The following is a 24,685-nucleotide window of genomic DNA, read 5'->3' on the forward strand; positions in this document are numbered from 1 at the left end:
ATTTGGCTGCCTGGCGAATGGCGGCGCCCGGCCAGCCGTTGTCCCTGTCCCTGCCCTAAGCCGCCACCAGCCGCGCCAACTGCGTCATGACGACCGCCGAACCCGCCAGCCGCTTCTCGGCCGTCGGCCAGTCGCGCGCGAACACGACGCTGTGGTCGGGCCGGATCTTGGCCAGCGAACCCTGCTCGCCGATGAACTGGACCAGGCCAACCGGGTTGGAGAATTCGCGTTTGCGGAAATGGATGACGACACCCTTCGGCCCGGCGTCGAGCTTTTCGACATTGGCCTTGCGGCAGAGCGCCTTGATGAAGACGATCTTCAAGAGATGCTTCACCTCTTCCGGCAGCGGGCCGAACCGGTCGATCAGCTCGGCGCCGAAGGCGTCGATCTCCTCGGTGTTTTCGAGGTCGCCGAGGCGGCGGTAGAGCGCTAGCCTGAGCTGCAGGTCCGGCACATAGCTTTCCGGGATCATCACCGCCGTACCCACGGCGATCTGCGGCGACCAGCCGCCATCCTGGACCTCGCCGGAATCCTTCACCTCGGCGACGGCCTCCTCCAGCATCTGCTGGTAGAGTTCGAAGCCGACCTCCTTGATGTGGCCGGATTGCTCTTCGCCGAGAAGATTGCCGGCGCCTCTGATATCGAGGTCGTGGCTCGCCAGCTGGAAGCCGGCGCCCAGCGTGTCGAGCGACTGCAGCACCTTCAGCCGGCGCTCGGCCGTGTCGGTCAGCTTGCGGTTGGCCGGCAGCGTGAACAGCGCATAGGCGCGCACCTTCGAGCGGCCGACGCGGCCGCGCAGCTGATAGAGCTGCGACAGGCCGAACATGTCGGCGCGATGGATGATCAGCGTGTTGGCGGTCGGGATGTCGAGACCGGATTCGACGATGGTTGTCGACAACAGCACATCGTACTGGCCGTCGTAGAAGGCATTCATGATGTCGTCGAGTTCGCCCGGCGGCATCTGGCCGTGGGCCACCGCCACCTTCAGCTCCGGCACGGATTCTCTCAGGAAATCATGGATTTCCGCCAAATCGCTGATACGCGGAACGACATAGAAGGAGTGGCCGCCGCGATAGCGCTCGCGCAGCAGCGTCTCGCGGATCACCAACGGATCGAAGGGCGAGATGAAGGTGCGCACCGCCATGCGGTCGACCGGCGGCGTGGCGATCAGCGACAGCTCGCGTACACCGGTCAGCGCCAGTTGCAGCGTGCGCGGAATCGGTGTCGCCGACAGCGTCAGCACATGCACATCGGTCTTCAGGTCCTTCAGCCGCTCCTTGTGCTTGACGCCAAAGTGCTGCTCCTCGTCGATGATCAACAGGCCAAGGTTCTTGAACGAGATCGCGGACCCAAGTAGCGCGTGGGTACCGATGACGATGTCGACCTGGCCCTCGGCGATGCCTTTCTTGGTCTCGGCCAGCTCCTTGGTGCCGACCAGCCGCGACGCCTGGGCGACGCGGATCGGCAGGCCGGAAAAGCGCTGCGAAAACGTCTTGAAATGCTGGCGTGACAACAGCGTCGTCGGCACCACGACGGCGACCTGGAATCCTTCCATGGCCGCGATGAAGGCGGCGCGCAGCGCCACTTCGGTCTTGCCGAAGCCGACATCGCCGCAGATCAGCCGGTCCATCGGCTTGCCGGCGGCAAGGTCGTCCCGAACCGAGTCGATCGCCGTCTGCTGGTCGTCGGTCTCCTCATAGGGGAAGCGGGCCGAGAATTCGCCATAGAGACCGTCCGCTGGCACCAGCGCGGGCGCGGCGCGCATCTGCCGTTCGGCGGCGATGCGGATCAGTTGCCCGGCCATGTCGAGCAGGCGTTTCTTCAGCCGCGCCTTGCGCGACTGCCAGGCGCCGCCGCCGAGCTTGTCCAGGGTCGCCTCGGCCGAATCCGAACCGTAGCGTGACAGGAGCTCGATGTTTTCGACCGGCAGGAACAGCCGGTCGTCGCCGGCATAGTGGATTTCCAGGCAGTCATGCGGCGCGCCGACCGCTTCGATGGTGCGCAGGCCGATGAAGCGGCCGATGCCGTGGTCGGCATGGACGACGATGTCGCCGGCCGACAGCGCCGAGGCTTCGGCGATGAAGTCCGAGGCGCGCTTCTTGCGCTTCGAGCGCCGGATCAGCCGGTCGCCGAGAATGTCCTGTTCGGCGACGACGACCAGTCTTTCGGTCTCGAAACCGGATTCCAGCGGCAGCACGGCCAATGCCGCCTGCCCCGGCTCGAGTTGCTCCGCTTCCGCCAGCGTGGCGACCTGCTTGAGATTGCCGAGATGGTGCTCGCTGAGGATCTGGCCAAGCCGGTCGAGCGAGCCTTCTGTCCAGCCGGCAATGACGATACGGCGGCGCGCAGCACGCTCGTCGGCGATATGCCTGACGACGATATCGAAGACATTGATGCTGGGGTCGGCGCGTTCCCCAGCAAAACTGCGGCCGTGGCGCGAGCCGGCATGGAACACTTTCTTGGCGCCGGCATCGGGCGCGTCGAAGGGCGTAAAATCGATCGCTTCGCGCGGCCCGAGCGAAGCAATCAGGTTTTCCGGCGAGAGGTAGAGCAGGTCCGGCGGCACCGGCTTGTAGGGCACCGCATCCTTCAGCGCGCCGTCGGCCTGCTTCTTGCGCGCCTCGTAGTGGTCGAGGATCAGCGTGTGACGCTCGGCCAGCGCCTCATGCGCCAGATGATCGAACACAACAGGCGTGTCCGGCAGATAGTCGAACACGGTCTCCAGCCGTTCGTAGAAGAACGGCAGCCAGTGCTCCATGCCGGCGAAGCGTCGTCCTTCGCTGACCGCAGCATAGAGCCCGTCGTCGCGCTGGGGCGCGCCAAAGGCTTCGATATAGGAGCGGCGGAAACGACTGATGGTTTCCGGCGTCAGCGCCACTTCGCTCATCGCCTGTAGCGCCATCGACTTGCGCTGGCCGGTGGTGCGCTGCGTGGCGGCATCAAACACACGGATCGACTCCAGCGTGTCGCCGAAGAAATCGAGCCTGAGCGCTTCTGTCCAGCCGGGCGCGAACAGGTCGAGAATGCCGCCGCGCACGGCGAATTCACCGATGCCGCGCACGGTCGGCACGCGTTCGAACCCGGATGTCTCCAGCCGCGACACCAGCGCATTCATGTCGATCTGGTTGCCGGGCCTCGCATGAAACGTCTGCGCCTCGACCAAATCGGCCGGCGGAATGCGCTGCAGCAGCGCATTGGCGGTGGTCAGGATGACGGCGCGGTGCGGCTTCTTCGCCAGCGCGATCATGGCGGTCAACGCATCGAGCCGCTTGGCGGCGGCGTCCGAACCGGGCGAGACCCGGTCATAGGGCAGGCAATCCCAGGCCGGCAGTTCCAGTACGGGAAGGCCGGGCGCCGCGAAGGACAGCGCCTCGATGATCGCCGGCAGGCGCTGGCCGTCGCGCGCCACGAACAGAACCGGCTTGTCCGGCGCGATCTCCAGTGCCGCCTGCACCAACGCAAAGGCTTCATAGCCGTCGGCGACGCCATCGACGATGAACTGGCCGGCGCGGCCTTTCGGCAGGCCGATGGTGGGAATGAGGCTCATGAAATCACGGTCTTGTTTGTCGCAATTCCGGGCGGAAAACCGCTTCGCACTTTTCCTGGAATTGCTTGTGTTCAGAATGTCATGGAATGGCGGAAAGCCAGGATCTTCTGCAGGACGGCACAGTCTATGTCCCGGGGAACCGGGCGTTCGCCGGTGACCATGGGCAGGAATTCGGTGTCGGGAATGTCGAGGAGCCTCTCATATTGGTCGATTTCCTCGCCGGTCAAGGCGCCGATCTCGGCGTCGGCGAAGGTGCCGAGGATCAGGTCCATCTCGCGCATGCCGCGATGCCAGGAGCGAAACAGAAGCTTGCGGCGGCGGGCGTCCAGCCCCACGCTTGATCTCGTCGTCCCGGTCATTGTGCCGCATCCTCACTTGCTGCGGCGCATATAGCGTGGATAGAAGGGGCTGTCAGCCTTGCGCTGCGGCCCTCGCGACATAAGCTGACATCATGCGTCCTTCCATCCTCGATCCGTTGTTCGTCCCGATCACCTCGCTTGCCGGTGTCGGACCGAAGGTTGGCGCGCTGATCGAGAAAGTCGTCACAGCCGATCTCGGTGATCGCGCCGCGCGCGCCGGCGACCTTCTTTTCGTGTTGCCGCACACCGTCATCGACCGTCGCAACCGCCCGGGCATCGCACTCGCCGCCGAAGGCTCGATCGTCACGCTTGAGGTGCGCATCGACCGCCACCAGCCGCCGCCGCGCGGCAACAGGTCGGTGCCCTACCGGGTCTACGCCCATGACGATACCGGCGAGATTGCGCTGACCTTCTTCCATGCTCATGCCTCCTATCTCGAAAAGGCGATGCCCGAGGGCGAGCATGTCGTGGTCTCGGGTCGCATGGAATGGTTCAACGGCCGCCCGACCATGGTCCACCCCGACCACATCGCGCTGGCCAGCGAAGCGGAAAACCTGCCGCTGGTCGAGCCGGTCTATCCGCTCACCGCCGGGCTCTCGGGCAAGGTGCTGCGCCGGGCGATCGGCCAGGCGCTGGCGCGCTTGCCCACTTTCGCCGAATGGCAGGACGGCGCCTTCATGCGCCGGCACACCTTTCCCACCTTTGGCGATGCGCTCGCCCGCATCCACAATCCGGCCGACCCGATCGATGTCTCCATCGATGGTGCCGCGTGGCGGCGCCTCGCATACGACGAGTTGCTGGCGGGCCAGGTTTCGCTGGCGCTGGTGAGGGCAAAAATCCGCCGCCTGTCCGGCCGTCCTCTGGTCGGCGACGGCAGCATCGTCGAGAAACTGCGCGCTGCACTCCCCTACTCGCTGACCGCGAGCCAGGAATTCGCGCTCGCCGAAATCAATGCCGACCTCGCCGATCCCGAACGCATGCTGCGGCTCCTGCAGGGCGATGTCGGCTCCGGCAAGACGGTCGTTGCGCTGCTGGCCATGGCGCGTGCGGTCGAGGCCGGCGGCCAGGCAGCACTGATGGCGCCGACCGAAATCCTGGCGCGCCAGCATCTGGCCACGATCGCGCCGCTTGCGGCCAAGGTCGGGCTCCGTATCGCAATCCTCACCGGCCGCGAGAAAGGCCGCGAGCGCACCGACACGCTGGCCGGCCTGGCGAGCGGCGAGATCGACATCGTCGTCGGCACCCACGCGCTGTTCCAGGAGACGGTCACCTTCCACGATCTGGTCTTCGCCGTCATCGACGAGCAGCATCGCTTCGGCGTCCACCAGCGGCTTGCCATCACCGCCAAGGGCGACGCGCCCGACATGCTGGTGATGACGGCCACGCCCATCCCGCGCACGCTGGTGCTGACCGCGTTCGGCGACATGGACGTGTCGAAGCTGACGGAGAAGCCGGCCGGCCGCCAGCCGATCCGCACCGTCACGCTGCCGCTCGAGCGGCTCGACGAGCTGGTCGGCCGCATGGTCGACGCCGTCGCCAGCGGCCAGAAGATCTACTGGATCTGTCCGCTGGTCGAGGAATCCGAAGAGATCAAGCTGATGTCGGCCGAGGACCGTTTTGCGTCCCTGAAACCGCTCTTCGGCGATCGCATCGGCCTCGTCCACGGCCGCATGAAGGGTGCCGACAAGGACGAAGCGATGCGCGCCTTCAAGCAGGGCGAGACACGCATCCTGATCGCTACCACGGTCATCGAGGTCGGCGTCGACGTGCCGGACGCCACCGTCATGGTCATCGAACATGCCGAGCGCTTTGGCCTTGCCCAGCTGCATCAGTTGCGCGGTCGCGTCGGGCGCGGTGACATCAAGTCATCCTGCGTGCTGCTCTACAAGGACCCGCTCGGCGAGACCGCAAAACGCCGGCTGTCGGTGATGCGCGAGACCGAGGACGGGTTCCTGATCGCTGAAGAAGATCTGAAGCTGCGCGGCGAAGGCGAATTGTTGGGCACCCGCCAGTCCGGCACGCCTGGTTTCCAGGTGGCGCGCATCGAGGCGCATGCCGATCTATTGGAGGCCGCCCGCGACGACGCCAGGCTGGTCCTGTCACGTGACCCGGAGCTGCAATCCGAGCGTGGCGAGGCGTTGCGCCTGTTGCTTTACTTGTTCGGCCGCGACGAAGCCGTCCGGCTCCTGCGCGCCGGCTGAGCCAAGGCGGCAACCGATGGGTTGGCAAGCACATCGATCGGCTCGCCGTTCACCACGACCATCGGCTTGACTTCGGGCGCCACCAGCCCGGCGGAGACGATCAGCTTGGCGCCGTCCTCGATCGTCATGTCGAGCAGCACGATGTCGGACTTCGGCACATACATCAGAAACCCGGTGGTCGGGTTCGGCGTGCAAGGCATGAACACGGCGATCAGCGGATCGCCTTCCTGGTCGAGTTTCTGGTTGATCTCGGTTTCCTTCTCGCTGGCGACGAACACCAGCGACCAGACGCCCTTGCGCGGATATTCGACCAACCCGACCTGGCGGAACATGTCGCCCTTGTTCGACAGCACGGTCTCGAAAATCTGCTTCAACGAGCCATAGATGCCGCGCACCAGCGGCATGCGGCCAAGCAGGCGCTCGCCGAAATTGACGATGGCGCGGCCGACAATGTTGGCCGTCAGAAAACCGATCAGCGTGATCAGGATCAGCGCGACGATCAGTCCAAACCCCGGGACCGGAAACGGCAGGTAGCTGTCGGGGCTATAGCGTGCCGGAATATAGGGCTTCACCCAGGAATCGACCCAGCCGATGAACGACCAGGCGATATAGGCGGTGATCGCCAGCGGCGCGCAGACGACGAAGCCCGTGAGGAAATAGTTCCTCAGCCGGGTCATGCCAGAGGTCTTGGGCGCATCGGACATGGGTCACCGGGGACACGGGTTGCAGCGCAACATTAGAGCATGATCCCGAAAAGTGGGAACCGGTTTTCGGAAAAAGATCATGCAAAAAAAGAAAAAGAGCAGCTGTGATGCAAATACCATTACAGCTGCTTCTGTGAACCGGAAGGCGCTTTGGACTGCGAAGTTTTTGGAAGGGGGCGCCTACTCCACCGTCACCGATTTCGCCAGATTGCGCGGCTGGTCGACATCGGTGCCCATGAACACGGCGGTGAAATAGGCGAGCATCTGGATCGGCAGCGCGTAGATGATCGGCGAGATGATTTCCGGCACGTCCGGCAGCACGATCGTCTCCATTGCCTTGACGCTGGTAAGTGCCGCACCCTTGCTGTCGGTGATCAGGATGATCTTGCCGCCGCGCGCCGCCACTTCCTGCATGTTGGACACGGTCTTCTCGAAAATCCGGTCGTGCGGCGCGATGACGATGACGGGCATGTTCTCGTCGATCAGCGCGATCGGCCCATGCTTCAGCTCGCCCGCCGCATAGCCCTCGGCGTGGATATAGGAGATTTCCTTGAGTTTTAGCGCGCCTTCCATGGCGAGCGGGAAATTGGTGTCGCGGCCGAGATAGAGCACGTTCTTGCAGTGTGCGAGGTCGCGCGCGATCTTTTCGATCTGATGGTCGAGCTTCAGCACCTGGTTGGCGTAACGCGGCGCCTCCGACAACTCGCGCACAAAGGTCTTTTCCTGCTCACGCGAGATCGTGCCGCGCGCCACGCCGGCACGCACGGCAAGCGATGCCAGCACCGAAAGCTGGCACGTGAAGGCCTTGGTCGAGGCAACGCCGATCTCCGGGCCGGCGAGCGTCGGCAGCACGACGTCGGATTCGCGCGCCATGGTCGATTCACGGACATTGACGACGGCGCCGATCTTCATCCCCGCCTTGCGGCAATAGCGCAGCGAGGCCAGCGTGTCGGCCGTCTCGCCCGATTGCGAGATGAAGAAGGCGGCATCATTCGCAGACAGCGGCATTTCGCGATAGCGGAATTCCGAGGCGACATCGATGTCGACCGGCAGCCGCGCGTAGCGCTCGAACCAGTATTTGCCGATCAGGCCGGCGAGATACGCTGTACCGCAGGCCGAAATCGCCAACCGGTCGATCTTGGCAAAATCGAAAGGCAGGTCGAGCGGCTTGGACACGCCACCGACGAAATCGAGATAATTCGCCAGCGTGTGCGAAATCACTTCGGGCTGTTCATGGATTTCCTTCTCCATGAAATGGCGCCGGTTGCCCTTGTCGACCATGAAGCTGGTCGAGAGCGACTGCTGCCGCTTGCGGTCGACCTTGTTGCCATCGATGTCGAAGATCGTGACGCCTCCGCGGCGTACCACCGCCCAGTCGCCATCTTCGAGATAGGTGATCGAATTGGTGAACGGGGCGAGCGCGATGGCGTCGGAGCCCAGGAACATCTCGCCATCGCCATGGCCGACAGCCAAGGGCGGGCCATTGCGGGCGCCGACGATCAGGTCCTCGTCGCCTTTGAACATGATCGCAAGCGCGAAGGCGCCTTCCAGCCGCTTCAACGCTTGGTGCGCGGCCTCGACCGGCTTCAGCCCCCTGGCCAGTTCGCGCGCCACCAGATGCGCGACGACCTCGGTGTCGGTCTGCGAAGAAAAGCTGTAGCCGTCACGCTTCAGTTCGTCGCGCAATTCAGCAAAGTTCTCGATGATGCCGTTGTGGACGATGGCGACGCCGTCGGAAAAATGCGGATGCGCATTGGTCTCGTTCGGCACGCCATGCGTTGCCCAGCGCGTGTGGCCGATGCCGATCGTGCCATCGAGCGGATCGTCCTTGAGCCGGCGCTCGAGGTTGATCAGCTTGCCTTCGGCGCGGCGGCGGGCAAGCTCACCATGTTCGATGGTGGCGACACCGGCCGAGTCGTAGCCGCGATATTCGAGCCGTTTCAGCGCGTCGACGATGAGCGGCGCAACCTGCGAATGGCCGACGATTCCAACGATACCGCACATGCAGACAGCCCCCAATTCCCCATGGAAAACCAGCACTATTTAGGGATGGCCGGCCTGCCGCGAAAGTCACATTGCATTTCGCCCCGTGTAACGGAACGCTTCTGCACGCATGCACCATGACAGACCGCTCTTGCAATCCGGTTACTGCAATCATTCGGTTTTTCAGCCATTCGGTTTCCGTTCGGGAAATGTTTGGCTAAGCTCCGACCATGAACGAAACCATATCAACCATTACACTCTGGCGCCCGGTCGGGCCCACAGAACTGAAGCTCATCGAGGCTTCGGACATGAGGGCATTTCCGCCGCGCCTGCCCGAACAGCCGATCTTCTATCCGGTCCTGTCGGAAGCCTATGCCGTGCAGATCGCGCGCGACTGGAACGTGCCGGCAAGCGGAGCAGGCTTCGTGACGCGGTTTGACGTGCTGAAAAGCTTTCTCGACCGCTACCGGGTCGAGCAGGCCGGCAGCAAGGCGCATCTCGAATACTGGATACCAGCCGAAGACCTCGATGATTTCAACAAGGCCATCGTCGGCAAGATCGAGGTGACTGCCGCCTTCGACAAGGACATGACCGGCTAATCGCTAGTGGTCGGCGCCGGCAGCCTTTTTCTTCGCGGCCGCAACCGAAGCAAAGCGCTCGCGCAATTCCTTGCCCTTGCCGGGGATGGTCTTCTGGCGGGCGCGACCGAAGGCCAGCGCATCGTCCGGCACGCTTTCGGTGATGACGCTGCCCGAGGCGATATAGCCGCGCTTACCGATAGTGACAGGCGCCACCAGCGAGGAGTTCGATCCGATAAAGGCACCCTCGCCGATGTCGGTGAAGAATTTCGAATAGCCGTCGTAATTGCAGGTGATGGCGCCGGCTCCGATGTTGGCGCCCGCGCCGACGCGGGCATCGCCGATATAGGTCAGGTGATTGACCTTGGCGCCGTCCTCGATGGTCGCCTGCTTGACCTCGCAGAAATTGCCGACCTTGGCCTTGTTCCTGAGATCGGCCCCCGGTCGCAGCCGGGCGAATGGCCCAACTTCGCAATTCGAGGCGATGGTAGCACCCTCGAAATGGCTGAAGGCATGGATCTTGGCGCCGGTGGCGATCTTCACACCCAGACCGAACCAGACATTTGGCTCGACGATCGTGTCGGCGCCGATTTCGGTATCATGCGAGAAATACACGGTCTCGGGCGCGATCAGCGTCACGCCCGACAGCATCGCCTCATGGCGGCGGCGAGCCTGCCAGATACCTTCGGCCTGCGCCAGTTCGGCGCGGTTGTTGATGCCGAGCGCGCTTTCGAAGCTGGCCTCGGTGGCCACGACATCGAGGCCTTTCGCGGTGGCAATCTCGACGATGTCGGTGAGATAATACTCGCCCTTGGCGTTCTTGTTGCCGACCGCATCGAGCAGCGTCAGCGCCTGGCTGCCGGCCACCGCCATCATGCCGGCATTGCAGAAGCCGATCTTCCTTTCTTCCGCGCTGCAGTCCTTCTCCTCGCGGACGGCAATCAGTTTGCCGCCCTTTTCGATCAGCCTGCCATAGCCGGTCGGATTGGGCGGGCGGAAACCGATGACCACGACGGCTGCACCTTCCGCCAGTTTCAGCCGCGCCACGGTGAGCGCGTCGGCTTCGATCAACGGTGTGTCGCCGAACATCACCAGGATATCGTTGTAACCCTTTGATATCGCTTCACGCGCGGCAAGCACCGCATGCGCGGTGCCAAGGCGCTTTTCCTGCACGAAGGTCTCGGCCTTCGGCGCGAATTTTGCGGCTGCCTTGCGCATCTCGTCGGCGCCATGACCGATTACCAGCGCCTGACTGCCGGCACCGGCGGCCTCGGCCGCCTTCACCACATGGGCGACCATCGGCAGCCCGGCGATCTGGTGCAGCACCTTCGGCAGCGCGCTCTTCATGCGCGTGCCTTCGCCGGCGGCGAGGATGACGGACAGGCAGGATCTCTGGCTCATGGGTGAACAACCATATGAAAAGGGTTGGGAATCAAGACAGGATAGCAGTGGCGCCTTGCTGCACCAATGCGGTTAAATTCCGGTGAGATGGCAGAGCAGCTGACTCTTAATCAGCGGGTCCGCGACGCGCTTTCGCATCTGAGGCAAGGAGATCAGCCCAGCCGTCCGAGCACCGGGAAATTCTCGAGCAGCCAGTAGGACACGGTCTGCACGCCGCCGGTGAGGAAAAACACCCCGGCGACGACCAGCAGCGCGCCAATGGCTTTCTCGACGCGGCCGAGATGGACGCGGAATTTGCCGAGGAAGCGCATGAAAGCGCCGGAAAACAGCGCCGCGATGAGGAACGGGATTCCGAGGCCGAGCGAATAGGCGGCGAGCAGCAACGCGCCCTCGCCCACCGTCTCGCGGCCACCGGCCAGCGTCAGGATCGGCCCAAGCACCGGGCCAATGCACGGCGTCCAGCCGAAGGCGAAGGCCAGACCCATGACATAGGCGGCGACCGCATTTGCCGGCTTGCCCTGCGACTGGAAGCGCGCCTCGCGCGACAACAGCGGAATGCGCAAGATGCCGAGGAAATTCAGGCCCATCAGGATGATGAGCACGCCAGCGGCCATCGCCAGCGGCTCCTGCCAGACCCTCAGCCAGTGGCCGATGGTCGAGGCGCCGGCGCCGAGCGCGACGAACACGGTCGAGAAGCCGAGCACGAAGGCGATCGAGGCATAGAGCAGCGCGCCGCGCGCGCCCTCCCGAGCCGTCACGCCCGCATTGCCGCGAAAATCGTCGACCGACACGCCGGCCATATAGCAGAGATAGGGCGGCACCAGCGGCAGCACGCAGGGTGACAGGAACGAGATCGCTCCCGCCCCGACCGCGCTGACATAGCCGATGTCCAATGCCATTCCAAAGCTCCGACCGTTCCGGCGCCGATATAGGCTCGACCTCGCTTCTCCACCAATCACCATTTTGTGGCAAGTCGTCGCGGCATGTGCAGGTCAGGGAAGAAACGCCAGCTCGCAAGCGTTGATACAGCGAGGCCGCGATTTCCCGCGCGCCTCCAGATATCAGCCAGGGAGATTTCCATGAAAACCATAACCGTAGGGCTGGCCGCGCTTTTGCTCAGCACCGCCGCATCCTTCGCCGGCGAGGCGTGGAAGGAAGCCGAGGTCAATGGCACCAAGATCTATACCGACGCCAACGGCATGACGCTTTATACCTATGACAAGGATGAGAAGGGCAAGACCAATTGCTACGACAAATGCGCCACCAACTGGCCGCCGCTGAAGGCCGAGGCCGGCGCCAAGGCGGATGACGAATGGAGCGTCGTCGACCGCACCGACGGCACCAAGATGTGGGCCTATGATGGCAAACCGGTCTATACCTTCATCAAGGACAAGAAGGCCGGCGATGTGACCGGCGACGGTGTCGGCGAGGTCTGGCACATCGTCAAGGCCGACTGAGTTCTCAATCCGGGTCCTGCCGCTGGCGGGACTTCGGCTGGCTGCCGGGTATCCCTCCAACCCGGCGGCTGGCACCAAACAAGCGCTCATAGCGTCTACCCCTGCGATACCCGGCCGGGTTTCCTCGACTCGGCGGTAGAATGAATCGGCTCGTTTCCGCTGCCTCGGACTGCCATCTCCCTTTCCCGGAATACTGTGATTTTCTCCATACACTCTAAGAGTGTATTGCTGCGGACAGCCCTGCAATTTGGGCACTTCCCCTTGACCAGATGCAAAAGCGCGGCCATGTGAGCGGCAAATAGAACGAGATTTCGTCGCGCGCAGCGGAATTCTTCTGCCGCATCACAGCTGATATGAGACCTCATGGACGTCGTCGTCGTCGAATCGCCGGCCAAGGCAAAGACAATCAACAAATACCTCGGCAAGAACTACAAGGTTCTGGCCTCGTTCGGCCATGTCCGCGATTTGCCGGCCAAGGATGGCTCGGTGCGTCCGGACGAGGATTTCGCCATGTCCTGGGCCGTCGACACCGCCTCGGGCAAGCGGCTTGCCGACATCGCCAAGGCGGTCAAGGATGCTGATGGCCTGATCCTCGCGACCGACCCGGATCGTGAGGGTGAAGCCATTTCCTGGCACGTGCTGGAAGTGCTGAAGCAGAAGCGCGCGCTGAAGGACAAGCCGGTCAGCCGCGTCGTCTTCAACGCCATTACCAAGTCGTCGGTGCTGGAAGCGATGGCCAATCCGCGCCAGATCGATGCGCCGCTGGTCGATGCCTATCTGGCGCGCCGGGCTCTCGACTATCTCGTCGGCTTCACGCTGTCGCCGGTTCTGTGGCGCAAATTGCCGGGCGCCCGTTCCGCCGGCCGCGTCCAATCTGTCGCGTTGCGTTTGGTCTGCGACCGCGAATCCGAGATCGAGCGCTTCATCCGCGAGGAATACTGGCAGATCGCTGCCCTCCTCGGCACGCCGCGCAACGAGAATTTCGAAGCGCGGCTGACCGCCTTCGATCGCAAGAAGCTGCAAAAGCTCGACATTTCCAACAAGGCGCAGGCCGACGACATCAAGTCGATGCTCGAAGGCGCGACCTTCAAGGCGGTGTCGGTCGAAGCCAAGCCGACCAAGCGCAATCCCGGCCCGCCCTTCACCACCTCGACGCTGCAGCAGGCCGCCTCATCGGGCCTCGGCTTCTCGGCCAGCCGCACCATGCAGGTGGCGCAGCGCCTCTATGAAGGCATGGAAATCGGCGGCGAGACGACCGGCCTGATCACCTATATGCGAACCGACGGCGTGCAGATGGCGCCGGAGGCGATCTCGGCCGCCCGCGACGCCATCGCCAAGGAGTTCGGGCCCAAATACCTTCCGGAAAAGCCGCGCCTTTATACCACCAAGGCCAAGAACGCCCAGGAAGCGCACGAAGCGATCCGCCCGACGGATTTCATGCGCACCCCGGCTTCAGTCAGGCAATATCTCGATTCCGACCAGATGCGGCTTTATGAGTTGATCTGGAAGCGCGCCATCGCCAGCCAGATGCAGCCGGCCGAGATCGAACGCACCACGGCCGAGATCGAGGCGGTCAACGGCGCCCGCACCGCCGAGCTTCGCGCCATCGGTTCGGTCGTTCGCTTCGACGGCTTCATCGCTGCCTACACCGACCAGAAGGACGACGATTCGGAAGACGAGGAAAATCGCCGCCTGCCGGAAATCCGCGCCGGCGAGCAGCTTGCCCGCCAAGCGATCAACGCCACCCAGCACACCACCGAGCCGCCGCCGCGTTACTCTGAAGCGTCGCTGATAAAGAAACTGGAAGAGCTCGGCATTGGCCGGCCGTCGACCTACACGGCGATCCTGAAGACGCTCGAGGACCGCGACTACGTCACCATCGACAAACGCCGGCTGGTGCCGCAGGCCAAGGGCCGTTTGCTGTCGGCCTTTCTCGAAAGCTTCTTCGAACGCTATGTCGAATACGACTTCACCGCCTCGCTTGAGGAGAAGCTCGACGAGATCTCCGACGGCAAGCTCGCCTGGAAGGACGTGCTGCGCGATTTCTGGAAGGATTTTTCAGGCGCCGTCGCCGACATCAAGGAATTGCGCGTCACCGACGTGCTCGACGCGCTCAACGAAGAACTGGCCCCGCTGGTATTTCCGACGCGCGAAGACGGTTCGAACCCCCGCATCTGCCCGAAATGCGGCACCGGCAATCTGTCACTGAAGCTTGGCAAATTCGGCGCCTTTGTCGGCTGCTCGAACTACCCCGAATGCTCCTTCACCCGCCAGCTCGGCGATGCCGCCAACCCCAATGGCGAGAACGGCAATGGCGAGGACGGCACCAAGGTCATCGGCAAGGACCCCTATACGTCAGAGGAAATCACGCTGCGCAGCGGCCGCTTCGGCCCCTATCTGCAGCGCGGCGACGGCAAGGAGGCCAAGCGATCCAGCCTGCCCAAGGGCTGGACGGCTGAAACCATCGACCACGAGAAGGCGCTCGCCCTGCTGTCGCTGCCGCGCGATGTCGGCCAGCACCCGGAATCCGGCAAGATGATCTCGGCCGGGCTCGGCCGCTATGGTCCGTTCGTGCTGCATGACGGCACCTACGCCAATCTCGACAGTATCGAGGACGTGTTCTCGATCGGCCTCAACCGCGCCGTGTCGGTGATCGCCGAGAAGCAGCTGAAGGGCAAGGGCGGTCGCAATGGCGGCACAGCCGCCGCCTTGAAGGAGCTTGGCGACCATCCCGATGGCGGCGGCAAGATCGTCGTGCGTGACGGCAAATACGGGCCCTACGTGAATTTCGGCAAGGTCAATGCCACCCTGCCCAAGGGCAAGGATCCGCAATCGGTGACGGTTGAGGACGCGCTGGCGCTGATAGCCGAGAAGGAAGCCAAGGGCGGCGGCGGCAAGAAGCCGTTCCGCAAGGCGGCAGCGGCCAAGGTGTCGGCAACCGGAAAGACGACGGCCAAGAAAGCGGCGGCCAAGAAGCCGGCCGCGAAGAAAAAAGGGTAGGACGTGGCGCGCAGGATCACCGGTAGAAGCCACGGCGATCCGCGCACCGCCGACACGAGGGCCAAGGTCAAGGACGACTATCGGCCCTCGCGTGACGAAATCCTGCGCTACATCGCCGAAAATCCCGATCGCGCCGGCAAACGCGACATCGCCAAGGCGTTCGCGCTGCGCGGCGACGACCGCATCTGGCTGAAGGATATTTTGCGCGACCTGCAGGACGAAGGCGTCCTGACCAAGGAGCGCAAGAAACTCGCCCGCGTCGGCGCCCTGCCCCATGTCGCCGTGCTCGACATTTTTGGCCGTGACGGCGACGGCATTTTGCTGGCGCATCCGGCGGAAGCCGTCGGCACCGGAGAACCGCCGGTCGTCTCGATCCGGGTGTCGCGCAGTGGCAATGGACCGGCACCGGGCATCGGCGACCGCGTACTGGCCAAGACCTTTCCGACCAACGAAGCGACAGGCCCCGCCTATACCGGGCGGGTGATGAAGATCTTCGAGAAGCGCAGCGATGCGGTTCTCGGCGTCTTTCGCATCCTGCAGGACGGCACTTTCCGCATCGAACCGGTGGAGCGGCGCCAGCCCGAACTGATCGTCGACAAGGAATTCCAGAACGGCGCCAGGAACGGCGACCTGGTCGAGGTCGAGCCCGCGCGCGCCTCCCGCTATGGGCTGCCGAGAGCCAAGGTGCTCAACGTGCTGGGCTCGCTGACCAGCGAAAAGGCGGTCTCGATGATCGCCATCCACGCGCATGACATTCCGCATATTTTTCCAGCCGACGTTATCGCCGAGTCCGAAGCGGTCAAGCCGGCAACGATGGATCACCGCGAGGACTGGCTCGACCTGCCGCTGGTCACTATCGATCCGGCCGACGCCAAGGACCATGACGACGCCGTCTTCGCCACATCGGATCTCGACGAGAAGAACCCCGGCGGTGTGGTCGCCACGGTGGCGATCGCCGATGTCGCCGCCTATATCCGCTATGGCACGGCACTCGACCGCGAAGCGCTGAAACGCGGCAATTCGGTTTACTTCCCCGACCGCGTCGTGCCGATGCTGCCCGAGCGCATTTCCAACGATCTCTGCTCGCTGCGCGAAGGCCAGGACCGGCCGGCGCTGGCGGTGCGCATGGTTTTTTCGGCCGACGGCCGCAAGCTCAGGCACTCCTTCCATCGCGTGATGATGAAGTCGGCGGCGAAACTTGCCTACCAACAAGCCCAGGCCGCGATCGACGGCCTGCCGGACGACAAGACCGGTCCGATCCTCGACACCGTGCTGAAGCCGCTGTGGGACGCCTATGCGATCCTGAAGCGTGGCCGCGACGGCCGCCAGCCGCTCGAGCTCGACCTGCCGGAGCGCAAGATCCTGCTCAAGCCCGATGGCACCGTCGATCGCGTCATCGTGCCGGAGCGGCTCGATGCTCACAAGCTGATCGAAGAATTCATGATCCAGGCCAATGTCGCCGCGGCCGAGACGCTTGAGGCGAGGAAGCAGGCGCTGGTCTACCGCGTTCATGACGCGCCTTCGCTGGCCAAGCAGGAATCGCTGCGCGAATTCCTGCAGACGCTTGGGCTGTCGCTGGCGCGTGGCGCGCAGATGCGGCCAAGCCAGTTCAACGGCATTCTGGAGGGCGTGCGTGGCGCCGACAATGAAGGCCTGGTCAATGAGGTGGTGCTGCGCTCGCAGAGCCAGGCCGAATATTCGCCCAAAAACATCGGCCATTTCGGCCTCAACCTCCGGCGCTACGCGCATTTCACCTCGCCGATCCGCCGCTACGCCGACCTGATCGTACATCGCGGACTTATTGCCGCACTCGGCCTCGGTCCGGGCGGGCTGACGCAGGACGAGGAGGCGCGGCTCGAAGACATTGGCGTGCTGATCTCAGCCACGGAACGGCGCGCGATGGCGGCTGAGCGCGACACAGTCGACCGGTTGATCGCCGCCTATCTCGCCGAGCGCGTCGACGACCGGTTCGACGCCCGCATCTCCGGCGTCACCAAATCGGGACTATTTGTCCAATTGCCGCAGTATGGCGCGGATGGTTTCATCCCGGTGTCAACTTTGAATGGCGATTACTATATATACGACGAAGCGGCACGCTCCCTGTTCGGAGAACGTTCGGGCAAAGGCTACCAGCTCGCGGATCGCGTTGAGGTCCGGCTCGTCAAGGTGGCACCAATGGCCGGCGCGATGCGCTTCGAGATGTTGACCGACCCGAAGCCTTTGCCAGGTTCCAAGCGGTCGTTTCACAAGGCCAAGGGCCGCGCCCGCGCGTCGCAATCGCGACCGGGTTCGCGCGGCAGGAGAAGATGATGGCAACAGCCATGGAAGACCAGGTTTTCGGCGGCGAACATCAATCGGGTCGGGCCGCCCGCCCGCTATGGACGGCGATGAAACGCGGCATGCTCGGCCGCTGCCCACATTGCGGCGAAGGCAAGCTGTTTTGCGCCTTCACCAAGACCGTCGACAAATGCAGCGTCTGCGGCGAGGAATTGTACCACCACCGCGCCGACGACCTTCCAGCCTATCTCGTCATCGTCATCGTCGGACACATCGTGCTTGGCGCCTTCATGGCTGTCGAGGCGACATCGACACTGTCCACCTGGCAGCACATCGCGATCTGGGTACCGCTGACCATCATTCTGGCGGTGGGGCTGCTACAGCCGGTCAAGGGCGCCGTCATCGGACTGCAATGGGCCTTCTATATGCACGGATTCGGCGGCGAGCATGACGTGATCGACCCCCATAACGGGGTCTAGGTCAAAGTTGGCTGAGCCCGCTGGTGCAACATACCGACCGTGAAAGGCCACTTTCGCTTGCCAGAAGTTTCCGCTAGGTCCTGCGCATGGACGGTATGACCAAGGCGGAAGTCGACAGGATCGAGCGGAGCATGATCGCTCACAGCGACCAGCCAATTCGTCCGCGCGACGCGGCGACCCTGATCCTGCTCGACCGCGAGGGCGACGAGGTGCTGGTCCTGATGGGCCGTCGTCATGCCGGCCACGCCTTCATGCCAGGCAAATTCGTCTTTCCCGGCGGCCGCACCGATCCGGCCGACAGCCGCATCGCGGTCGCCGCCGCATTGCATCCGGAGCAGGAAGCAAAGTTGATCGCCGGGCCGGGCCGCACAAGTGTTGCGCGGGCCCGCGCCATTGCCCTGTCGGCGATTCGCGAGACCTATGAGGAAGCCGGGCTGCTGATCGGCCGCAAAGGTGCTTTCGCCACCGCCAGACCCGATTGGCAGGGCTTTGCCGAACACGGCGTGCAACCCTCTCTCGACATGCTGCGCTTCGTCGCGCGCGCCATCACGCCGCCCAACCGGGTGCGCCGCTTCGATACACGTTTCTTCAGCGCCTGGCGCGACGATGTCGCCGTCGAACTGCCGGGTGGCGGCCCGACCAATGAACTCGAAGAGCTGGTCTGGCTGCCGCTGGCCAAGGCCAGGGAAGCCGACATACCCGACATCACCCGAACGATCCTGGACGAGCTGGAAAAGCGCCTCGCCCATGATCCGCAGTTGCGTCCCGGCGGTCCCGTGCCCTTCTACCGGCTTGTCCGCAACCGCTTCACCCGCGAAATTCTGTAGAACATCGAGTATTCAGACATCCCCATGACGGTCGATACCCAACCACAGGGCGACGAACGCGTACACTGGCTGCCGATGGTGGCGGCGATCTCGTCGATCAGCGTCGTCGGCATCGCTATCGGCCTCGGGATGCCGCTGCTCAGCGTCATTCTCGAAACGCGCGGCCATTCGGCGTCGATGATCGGCCTCAACACGGCCGTCGCCGGCCTGGCTTCGATCGCCGGTGCCCCACTGGCCACGCCACTCGCCATGCGCTTCGGCGTGGCCTGGACGATGATTGCCATGATTGCCACCGGCGCCCTGGCCTTCGTCGGCTTCCACTTCGCGCCGGATTTCTGGATGTGGTTTCCACTTCGCATCGTGCTGCACATCGCGCTGACGGTGCTGTTCATCCTATCGGAGTTCTGGATCAGCACCTCGGCGCCGCCGCATCGGCGTGGCCTTGTCCTCGGCATCTACGCCACTGTCCTGTCGCTCGGCTTTGCCGCGGGGCCGTGGCTGTTCGCCCATCTCGGCAGTTCGGGCTTCAGGCCATTCGGCGTCATCATCGCATTGGTGACGCTGGCCGCCATTCCGGTGCTGGCGGCGCGCAACGAGAGCCCGACCATCGCCTCCGATGGCGAAACCAGCAATTTCCTGCGCTACATCTGGCTGGTGCCCTCGGCAACCGCCGCCGTGCTGGTGTTCGGCGCGGTCGAAACCGGCGGCTTTGCGCTGTTCCCGGTCTATGGCAACCGCATCGGCTACTCCGAAGCCGACGCAGCCCTCCTACTGACCATGATCGGCCTCGGCAATGTGCTGCTGCAGATCCCGATCGGCATGATCAGCGACCGCGTCAGCGACCGCCGCTATCTGCTGATTGCCTGCGCCACCGTCGGCCTTGCCGGCACGGTCTTCATGCCCTTCTTTGCGCAGAACTGGCACCTGATGGCGGCCCTTCTGTTCGTCTGGGGCGGCGTCGTTGCAGCCATGTACACGATCGGCCTTGCCCATCTCGGCTCGCAGCTTTCCGGCCACGAACTCGCGTCGGCCAACGCCGCCTTCGTGCTCTGCTACGGCGTCGGCATGGTGCTCGGCCCGCAAGCGATCGGCATCGGCATGGATGCGTTCGGTCCGTCCGGCTTCGGCTGGTCGCTCGGCCTGTTCTTCGCTGCCTACATCGGCCTGGTCAGCGTCAGGCTCATCCGCAAGATCCTCCTGTAGCGCGACGCTGCTTCCAGCCTGCATTTCACCAGGCGACACGACAGGCTGCTGACAGAACCGTGTCAGCAGCCCCCGGTTATAAGGTTGCCTCAAAATATATGAAGTTGAGGATCCTCCCATGATCGACAGCGGCTTTGAAACCACTTCATTGCGAATGACATTGCTCCTGCTTGTGACCTTTCAGGCGCCGGCCGCCGATGTCGACCGCATCATGGATGCGGTCGTGGCGATAGCACCGCTGGCGATGGGCAAATATGACCGCAACGCCTATCAGTCGGCACATGGCATCGAACACTACAGGCCGCTCGACGGTGCGGCCGCCGGCGCCGAGACCGAGTTGCGGCGGCGCCCCGGCACGGTCGAGGTTTCGTTCGAACTCCCCGACGACCAGGCGCTGGCCGCGCGCGTCGCCGAGGCGATTTTCCAGGCGCACTCCTATCAGGAGCCGGTGATCCGCATCCAGCCGATCCTGGCCAGCCGTTCCAAGGGACTGGACGACCGCGCCAATCCGAATCGCTGGTGGAACACAACCGGAGACTGGAAGAAGGTTGCGGCGCCCGCGAGAGAAAGCGCATGATTTGAGGCCACTGGCCAGTTCCGGCGGATGGTATGAGCTCCGCCGGGCTTGACTTTCCAGGCACGTTCTTTATGTGTCGCGCCAAGTTTCCCGCGTCCGGGTGTTTCCCCGTGCTCCAGCGGCCAAAACCCCACGAACATAACGGACTGAAATCATGGCCAAAGCCGCAAACATCAAGATCAAGCTTCTGTCGACCGCCGACACCGGTTTCTTCTACGTGACCAGCAAGAACAGCCGCACCAAGACCGACAAGCTGTCGTTCCGCAAATACGACCCGGTCGCCAAGAAGCACGTCGAGTTCAAGGAAACCAAGATCAAGTAATCTGGTTTCTCAAAAAAATGCCGAAACGCCGCCCAATGGGCGGCGTTTTCGTTTGCAGGACCATCGGACGGCAGTCCGTTACGGCGTTACGCTTTTCCCGGAATTTCTTCAGAATTGCCGTGATGCCGCGGTCGCCTGGATCGCCATTTCACCGGGCAGGCCGGCGTGGCTGGAATTTTGCCGGCCACCGGCGGACGCGGAAAATACTGCGTGGTGACCTGCACCGCCTCTGCCGTCGCCTCATCGAACAGCAGCGCGATCAGCTTCAAGGCCTCGTCGAGGCCTGATGAAATGCCTCCACCGGTCAGCCGGTTGCCGGATTTGATGAAGCGCGCATGCGTCGTATCGACCTCGATCTTGGGGAAACTCTGCAGGCATTTGACGAACGCCCAATGGGTCGTGGCTTTGTGACCGTCGAGCAGCCCGGCGCGTGCGAGTAGCAGAGCCCCCTCGCATACCGAGCAAACCCAGAGCGCATCCACCGCCACTTTTAGGAGGTAGGCGAGAAAAGGCGAATTGGCATTCGACATGATTGCGCCCAACGCTTCCGGCGCACCGCCCGGGACCCACAGGACATCGAGCCTTGGCGTTTCGGCAAAGCTGGCATGGGCTTCGAACCGCAACCCGTTCACGGTCGTGACCGGGCCGCCGTCGGCGGAGAGGATCTGGCAATCGAGACCTTTCGCCGGGCCCGGCCACGTCGAGCAGATCCACGCCGTCATAGACCGGAATTCCGAGTTTCATGGCCTCCCCCTCCTCCTGCTTCCGCAAATCACTATGCAGCAGCCGGCACCGGTTTAGCCAATGCGATCACCGCTTTTGGGATCGAACAGATGCAGCGACGCCGGGTCGGCCGACAGCCGTATCACGTCGCCGGTTTTCACGCCGGCGCGGCCCATGGCGAAGACGCAAAGTTGCTGGCCAGCCAGCTTGACGTAGAACTGCGTCGAAAGCCCGAGCGGCTCCACCACCCCCACCTCGCCCTGCAATTCGCCGTCATCGGCCAGCCTGATGTGCTCGGGCCTCAGACCGACGGTGATGATGTCACCGTCGTTCAGCGGCAGGCCATCCGGCAGGCGCAACGCCTGGCCGTCGGCCAGCACGGCGCCCGATGTGCCCCCCTTTCGCACCGTCGCTGGCAGGAAATTCATACCCGGTGAGCCGATGAAGCCGGCGACGAACATGTTGGTCGGCCGGTCATAGAGATCCAGCGGCGCGCCGACCTGCTGGATCAGCCCGTCATGCATGACGACGATCCTATCGGCCATGGTCATCGCCTCGATCTGGTCGTGGGTCACATAGACCGAGGTGGTCTTCAGCTGCTGGTGCAGCGCCTTGATCTCGGCGCGCATATGGACGCGCAGCTTGGCGTCGAGGTTCGACAGCGGCTCATCGAACAGAAACACCTTGGGATCGCGCACGATGGCGCGGCCCATGGCGACGCGCTGGCGCTGGCCGCCGGACAATTGCCGCGGCAGGCGCTGCAGGAACGTGTCGAGCCCGAGCCGCTTGGCCGCACCATCCACCCGCGCGTCGATCGCCGGCTTCTCGGCCTTGCGCAGCATCAGGCTGAAACCCATGTTCTTCGATACATCCATATGCGGGTAGAGCGCGTAGGACTGGAACACCATAGCGATGTCGCGGTCCTTCGGCGCGACGTCGTTGACCAGCCGCTCGCCGATGCGGATCTCACCGCCGGAAGCCTCCTCCAGCCCGGCGATCATGCGCAGAAGCGTGGACTTGCCGCAGCCTGACGGACCAACCAGGACGACGAACTCGCCATCGGCGATTTCAAGGTCGACCGCGTGCAGGACACGGACAGTGCCATAATCCTTGCGGACCTTATCGAGCGTAACAGAGGCCATCGATCTATCCTTTGACGGCGCCGGCGGTCAGGCCGGTGACGAGATAGCGTTGCAGGAAAGCGAAGAAGATGCAGACCGGGATCAGCGCCAGGATGGACGCCGCCATCATCTGCCCCCAGTCGACGGCGAACTTGCCGATGAAGGTGAGCAGGCCGACCGCGAAGGTCTTCTGGTCGTCGCTGGAAATCAGCATCAGCGCGAACAGAAGCTCGCTCCAGGCGGCGGTGAAGACGAAGCCGAGCGTCGCGCCCATGCCCGGCAGCGTCAGCGGCACGATCACCTTGCGCATTGCCTGCGCGCGCGTGCAGCCGTCGATCATCGCCGCCTCTTCCAGGTCCTTCGGAATGCCGTCGAAGAAGGATTGCATCAGGAAGGTGGCGAAGGCGGTGTTGAAGGCGGTGTAGATGATGATCAGCCCGGTCAGGCTGTTGATCAGCCCGATCTGCCCCATGACGCGGTAGATCGGCGGAATGACCATCACCAGCGGGAAGGTCTGTGTCAAAAGCAGCATTAGCGCCAGTGCCGCCTTGCCGCGAAAGGTGAAGCGCGACATGGCGTAACCGGCGAGCGTGGCGATGACCGTCACCAGTGCCGCCGTCGACACCGAGACGATGACGCTGTTGAGGAAATAGCGCGGGAAATCGGTGGCCTCGAGCACGGTGACGAAGTTTTGCAACGTCATCTGCGACGGCCAGAAGGTGATGCCTTCGGAATAGAGAAGCCGCTCCGGCGTGACCGAGATCTTCAGCGTCCAGTAGATCGGAAACAGTGCAAAGATCACGTAAGCCGCGATGGCGGCGTAGAGGCCGATGCCGCCGAAAAAGCGCTGCGAGGCTGAGCGTCCTGCGATCATCAGACGTGCCTCACCAGGGAGCGGCGGATGCCGATCAGCGCGATCGCATAGGCAATGAGCAGGACGAGCAGCAGCACGGCCACCGCCGAGGCATAGCCTTTGTCCAGCGACTTGAAGGCGCTGACATAGATGTAGACCGGCACCGTGTTGGTCGAGCCGGCCGGTCCGCCCTCGGTCATGACGAAGATGAGGTCGGCGAAGGTGGCGATCCAGATGGTGCGCAGCATCACGGTGATGGCGATCGTCGGCGCCAGGAACGGCAGAGTCACCTTGGTGAAGCGCTGCCAGGGCGAAGCGCCGTCGATTGCCGCCGCCTCATGCAGTTCCGATGGAATGGATTTCAGCGCCGCCAGAAGCGTGATGGCGAAGAACGGAATGCCGAACCAGATATTGGCGACGATCGGCCCCCACATGGCGGTCGAGGGATCGGACAGAACATTGGTCGGTTCGGCCTTCAGCCCCAATGCATACAGCCAGTGCGGCAATGGGCCGATGATCGGATTGAACAGCCAGGCCCAGGTCAGGCCTGACAGGAAGGACGGCACCGCCCAGGGCAGGAACACCAGGGCCTGCACCACCTTGCGGCCTGGGAATGGCTTGTCGAGCAGCAGCGCCAGGCCAAGACCGAGGAAGAACTGGAAGAACAGGCTGGCGACCGTCCACCAGAGCGTGTTGACCAGCGCCTGCCCCAGCACCGGGTCCGACAGCATCGCCCGATACTGTCCGAGCCCGACATATTCCGACTTGAAAGCGGAGAATTTTCGGAAGGAGTAGCTGATGCCGATGACCAGCGGCACCAGAAGCACCACGACCAGAAGGATGATCGCCGGGCTGAGATAGAGCCAGGGCTCGATGGCAGCGTGCGATCGCCACTTGCGACGTGGCTTGCCGACGGATCGTATTTCGGACACGGCATAGGTCATTGGGGGCTCTACGGTGAATGGTGGATGCCGGCGTCGGCGACGGCGTCCTTCTCCCCGTTTCACGGGGAGAAGATACCGGCAGGCCGATGAGGGGCTGCGCGAACCTTCAAACGATGGCGTCGCCCCTAA

20 protein-coding genes are annotated in these 24,685 nt (G+C 63.6%); 10 read left to right on the top strand and 10 right to left on the bottom strand.

What is annotated here, in order from left to right; all coding sequences use genetic code 11:
• Positions 1-55: 55 nt before the first annotated feature.
• Entirely contained in the window at positions 56-3,547 is a 3,492-nt protein-coding gene (gene mfd / locus AC0ZT5_RS04490; protein WP_488495439.1) for a transcription-repair coupling factor, read from the bottom strand.
• 71 nt (positions 3,548-3,618) lie between these two features.
• Positions 3,619-3,906: a succinate dehydrogenase assembly factor 2 gene (locus AC0ZT5_RS04495; protein WP_457153368.1), complete on the bottom strand. Its 288-nt coding sequence runs from the start codon at positions 3,904-3,906 to the stop codon at positions 3,619-3,621.
• Between the two features lie 92 nt (positions 3,907-3,998).
• Between AC0ZT5_RS04495 and recG the strand changes: the two genes are divergently transcribed.
• Positions 3,999-6,107 carry an ATP-dependent DNA helicase RecG gene (gene recG, locus AC0ZT5_RS04500; RefSeq protein ID WP_488495440.1) on the top strand — a complete coding sequence of 703 codons (2,109 nt, stop codon included), beginning with the start codon at positions 3,999-4,001 and terminating at the stop codon, positions 6,105-6,107.
• Here the strand turns inward: recG and AC0ZT5_RS04505 are convergent.
• Together AC0ZT5_RS04505 and glmS are read right to left on the bottom strand one after the other, a co-directional pair.
• Positions 6,059-6,811 carry a DUF502 domain-containing protein gene (locus AC0ZT5_RS04505; RefSeq protein WP_095085130.1) on the bottom strand — a complete coding sequence of 251 codons (753 nt, stop codon included), beginning with the start codon at positions 6,809-6,811 and terminating at the stop codon, positions 6,059-6,061. The two genes, recG and AC0ZT5_RS04505, sit on opposite strands and share 49 nt — an antisense overlap.
• 180 nt (positions 6,812-6,991) lie before the next feature.
• On the bottom strand, positions 6,992-8,815 hold the full coding sequence (glmS, locus tag AC0ZT5_RS04510) for a glutamine--fructose-6-phosphate transaminase (isomerizing) (protein WP_488495441.1): 1,824 nt from the start codon (positions 8,813-8,815) through the stop codon (positions 6,992-6,994).
• A gap of 209 nt (positions 8,816-9,024) precedes the next feature.
• Here glmS and AC0ZT5_RS04515 point away from each other — a divergent pair, with 209 nt between their 5' ends.
• On the top strand, positions 9,025-9,393 hold the full coding sequence (locus tag AC0ZT5_RS04515; RefSeq protein ID WP_477288970.1) for an ADP-ribosylation/crystallin J1: 369 nt from the start codon (positions 9,025-9,027) through the stop codon (positions 9,391-9,393).
• Between the two features lie 3 nt (positions 9,394-9,396).
• Here the strand turns inward: AC0ZT5_RS04515 and glmU are convergent, their stop codons facing one another.
• Together glmU and AC0ZT5_RS04525 are read right to left on the bottom strand one after the other, a co-directional pair.
• Positions 9,397-10,773 carry a bifunctional UDP-N-acetylglucosamine diphosphorylase/glucosamine-1-phosphate N-acetyltransferase GlmU gene (gene glmU, locus AC0ZT5_RS04520; RefSeq protein ID WP_488495442.1) on the bottom strand — a complete coding sequence of 459 codons (1,377 nt, stop codon included), beginning with the start codon at positions 10,771-10,773 and terminating at the stop codon, positions 9,397-9,399.
• 152 nt (positions 10,774-10,925) lie between these two features.
• Positions 10,926-11,672: a cytochrome c biogenesis CcdA family protein gene (locus AC0ZT5_RS04525; RefSeq protein ID WP_488495443.1), complete on the bottom strand. Its 747-nt coding sequence runs from the start codon at positions 11,670-11,672 to the stop codon at positions 10,926-10,928.
• A 180-nt stretch (positions 11,673-11,852) separates the two neighbouring features.
• Here AC0ZT5_RS04525 and AC0ZT5_RS04530 point away from each other — a divergent pair, with 180 nt between their 5' ends.
• From AC0ZT5_RS04530 to rpmG, 8 genes are all read left to right on the top strand, one after another.
• A complete protein-coding gene (locus tag AC0ZT5_RS04530) occupies positions 11,853-12,230 on the top strand; it encodes a COG4315 family predicted lipoprotein (protein ID WP_488495444.1) in 378 nt (125 codons plus the stop codon).
• Positions 12,231-12,593: 363 nt separating this feature from the next.
• On the top strand, positions 12,594-15,230 hold the full coding sequence (gene topA, locus AC0ZT5_RS04535) for a type I DNA topoisomerase (RefSeq protein ID WP_488495445.1): 2,637 nt from the start codon (positions 12,594-12,596) through the stop codon (positions 15,228-15,230).
• A 3-nt stretch (positions 15,231-15,233) separates the two neighbouring features.
• Complete coding sequence (rnr, locus tag AC0ZT5_RS04540; protein ID WP_488495446.1) at positions 15,234-17,540, top strand: ribonuclease R; 2,307 nt, start codon at positions 15,234-15,236, stop codon at positions 17,538-17,540.
• A complete protein-coding gene (locus AC0ZT5_RS04545; RefSeq protein WP_488495447.1) occupies positions 17,540-17,986 on the top strand; it encodes a DUF983 domain-containing protein in 447 nt (148 codons plus the stop codon). Before rnr ends, AC0ZT5_RS04545 begins: the two co-directional genes overlap by 1 nt.
• 86 nt (positions 17,987-18,072) lie before the next feature.
• Positions 18,073-18,813, top strand: a complete 741-nt coding sequence (locus AC0ZT5_RS04550; RefSeq protein ID WP_488495448.1) for an NUDIX hydrolase — start codon at positions 18,073-18,075, stop codon at positions 18,811-18,813.
• Between the two features lie 24 nt (positions 18,814-18,837).
• Positions 18,838-20,016, top strand: coding sequence for an MFS transporter (locus AC0ZT5_RS04555; protein ID WP_184873913.1), 1,179 nt, complete (start codon positions 18,838-18,840; stop codon positions 20,014-20,016).
• Between the two features lie 118 nt (positions 20,017-20,134).
• On the top strand, positions 20,135-20,593 hold the full coding sequence (locus AC0ZT5_RS04560; protein WP_488495449.1) for a YqfO family protein: 459 nt from the start codon (positions 20,135-20,137) through the stop codon (positions 20,591-20,593).
• Positions 20,594-20,747: 154 nt separating this feature from the next.
• A complete protein-coding gene (rpmG, locus tag AC0ZT5_RS04565; RefSeq protein WP_006201775.1) occupies positions 20,748-20,915 on the top strand; it encodes a 50S ribosomal protein L33 in 168 nt (55 codons plus the stop codon).
• Positions 20,916-21,001: 86 nt separating this feature from the next.
• Here the strand turns inward: rpmG and AC0ZT5_RS04570 are convergent, their stop codons facing one another.
• The 4 genes from AC0ZT5_RS04570 to AC0ZT5_RS04585 form a co-directional block, all read right to left on the bottom strand.
• Entirely contained in the window at positions 21,002-21,637 is a 636-nt protein-coding gene (locus AC0ZT5_RS04570; protein WP_488495450.1) for a DJ-1/PfpI family protein, read from the bottom strand.
• Between the two features lie 75 nt (positions 21,638-21,712).
• Positions 21,713-22,780, bottom strand: a complete 1,068-nt coding sequence (locus AC0ZT5_RS04575; protein WP_488495451.1) for an ABC transporter ATP-binding protein — start codon at positions 22,778-22,780, stop codon at positions 21,713-21,715.
• 4 nt (positions 22,781-22,784) lie between these two features.
• Positions 22,785-23,633 (bottom strand): carbohydrate ABC transporter permease, encoded by an 849-nt coding sequence (locus tag AC0ZT5_RS04580; protein ID WP_013895215.1) that lies wholly within the window; start codon positions 23,631-23,633, stop codon positions 22,785-22,787.
• Entirely contained in the window at positions 23,633-24,556 is a 924-nt protein-coding gene (locus AC0ZT5_RS04585; protein WP_488495452.1) for a carbohydrate ABC transporter permease, read from the bottom strand. Before AC0ZT5_RS04585 ends, AC0ZT5_RS04580 begins: the two co-directional genes overlap by 1 nt.
• Positions 24,557-24,685 lie beyond the last annotated feature (129 nt).

The organism is Mesorhizobium sp. CNPSo 4670, assembly GCF_057784235.1.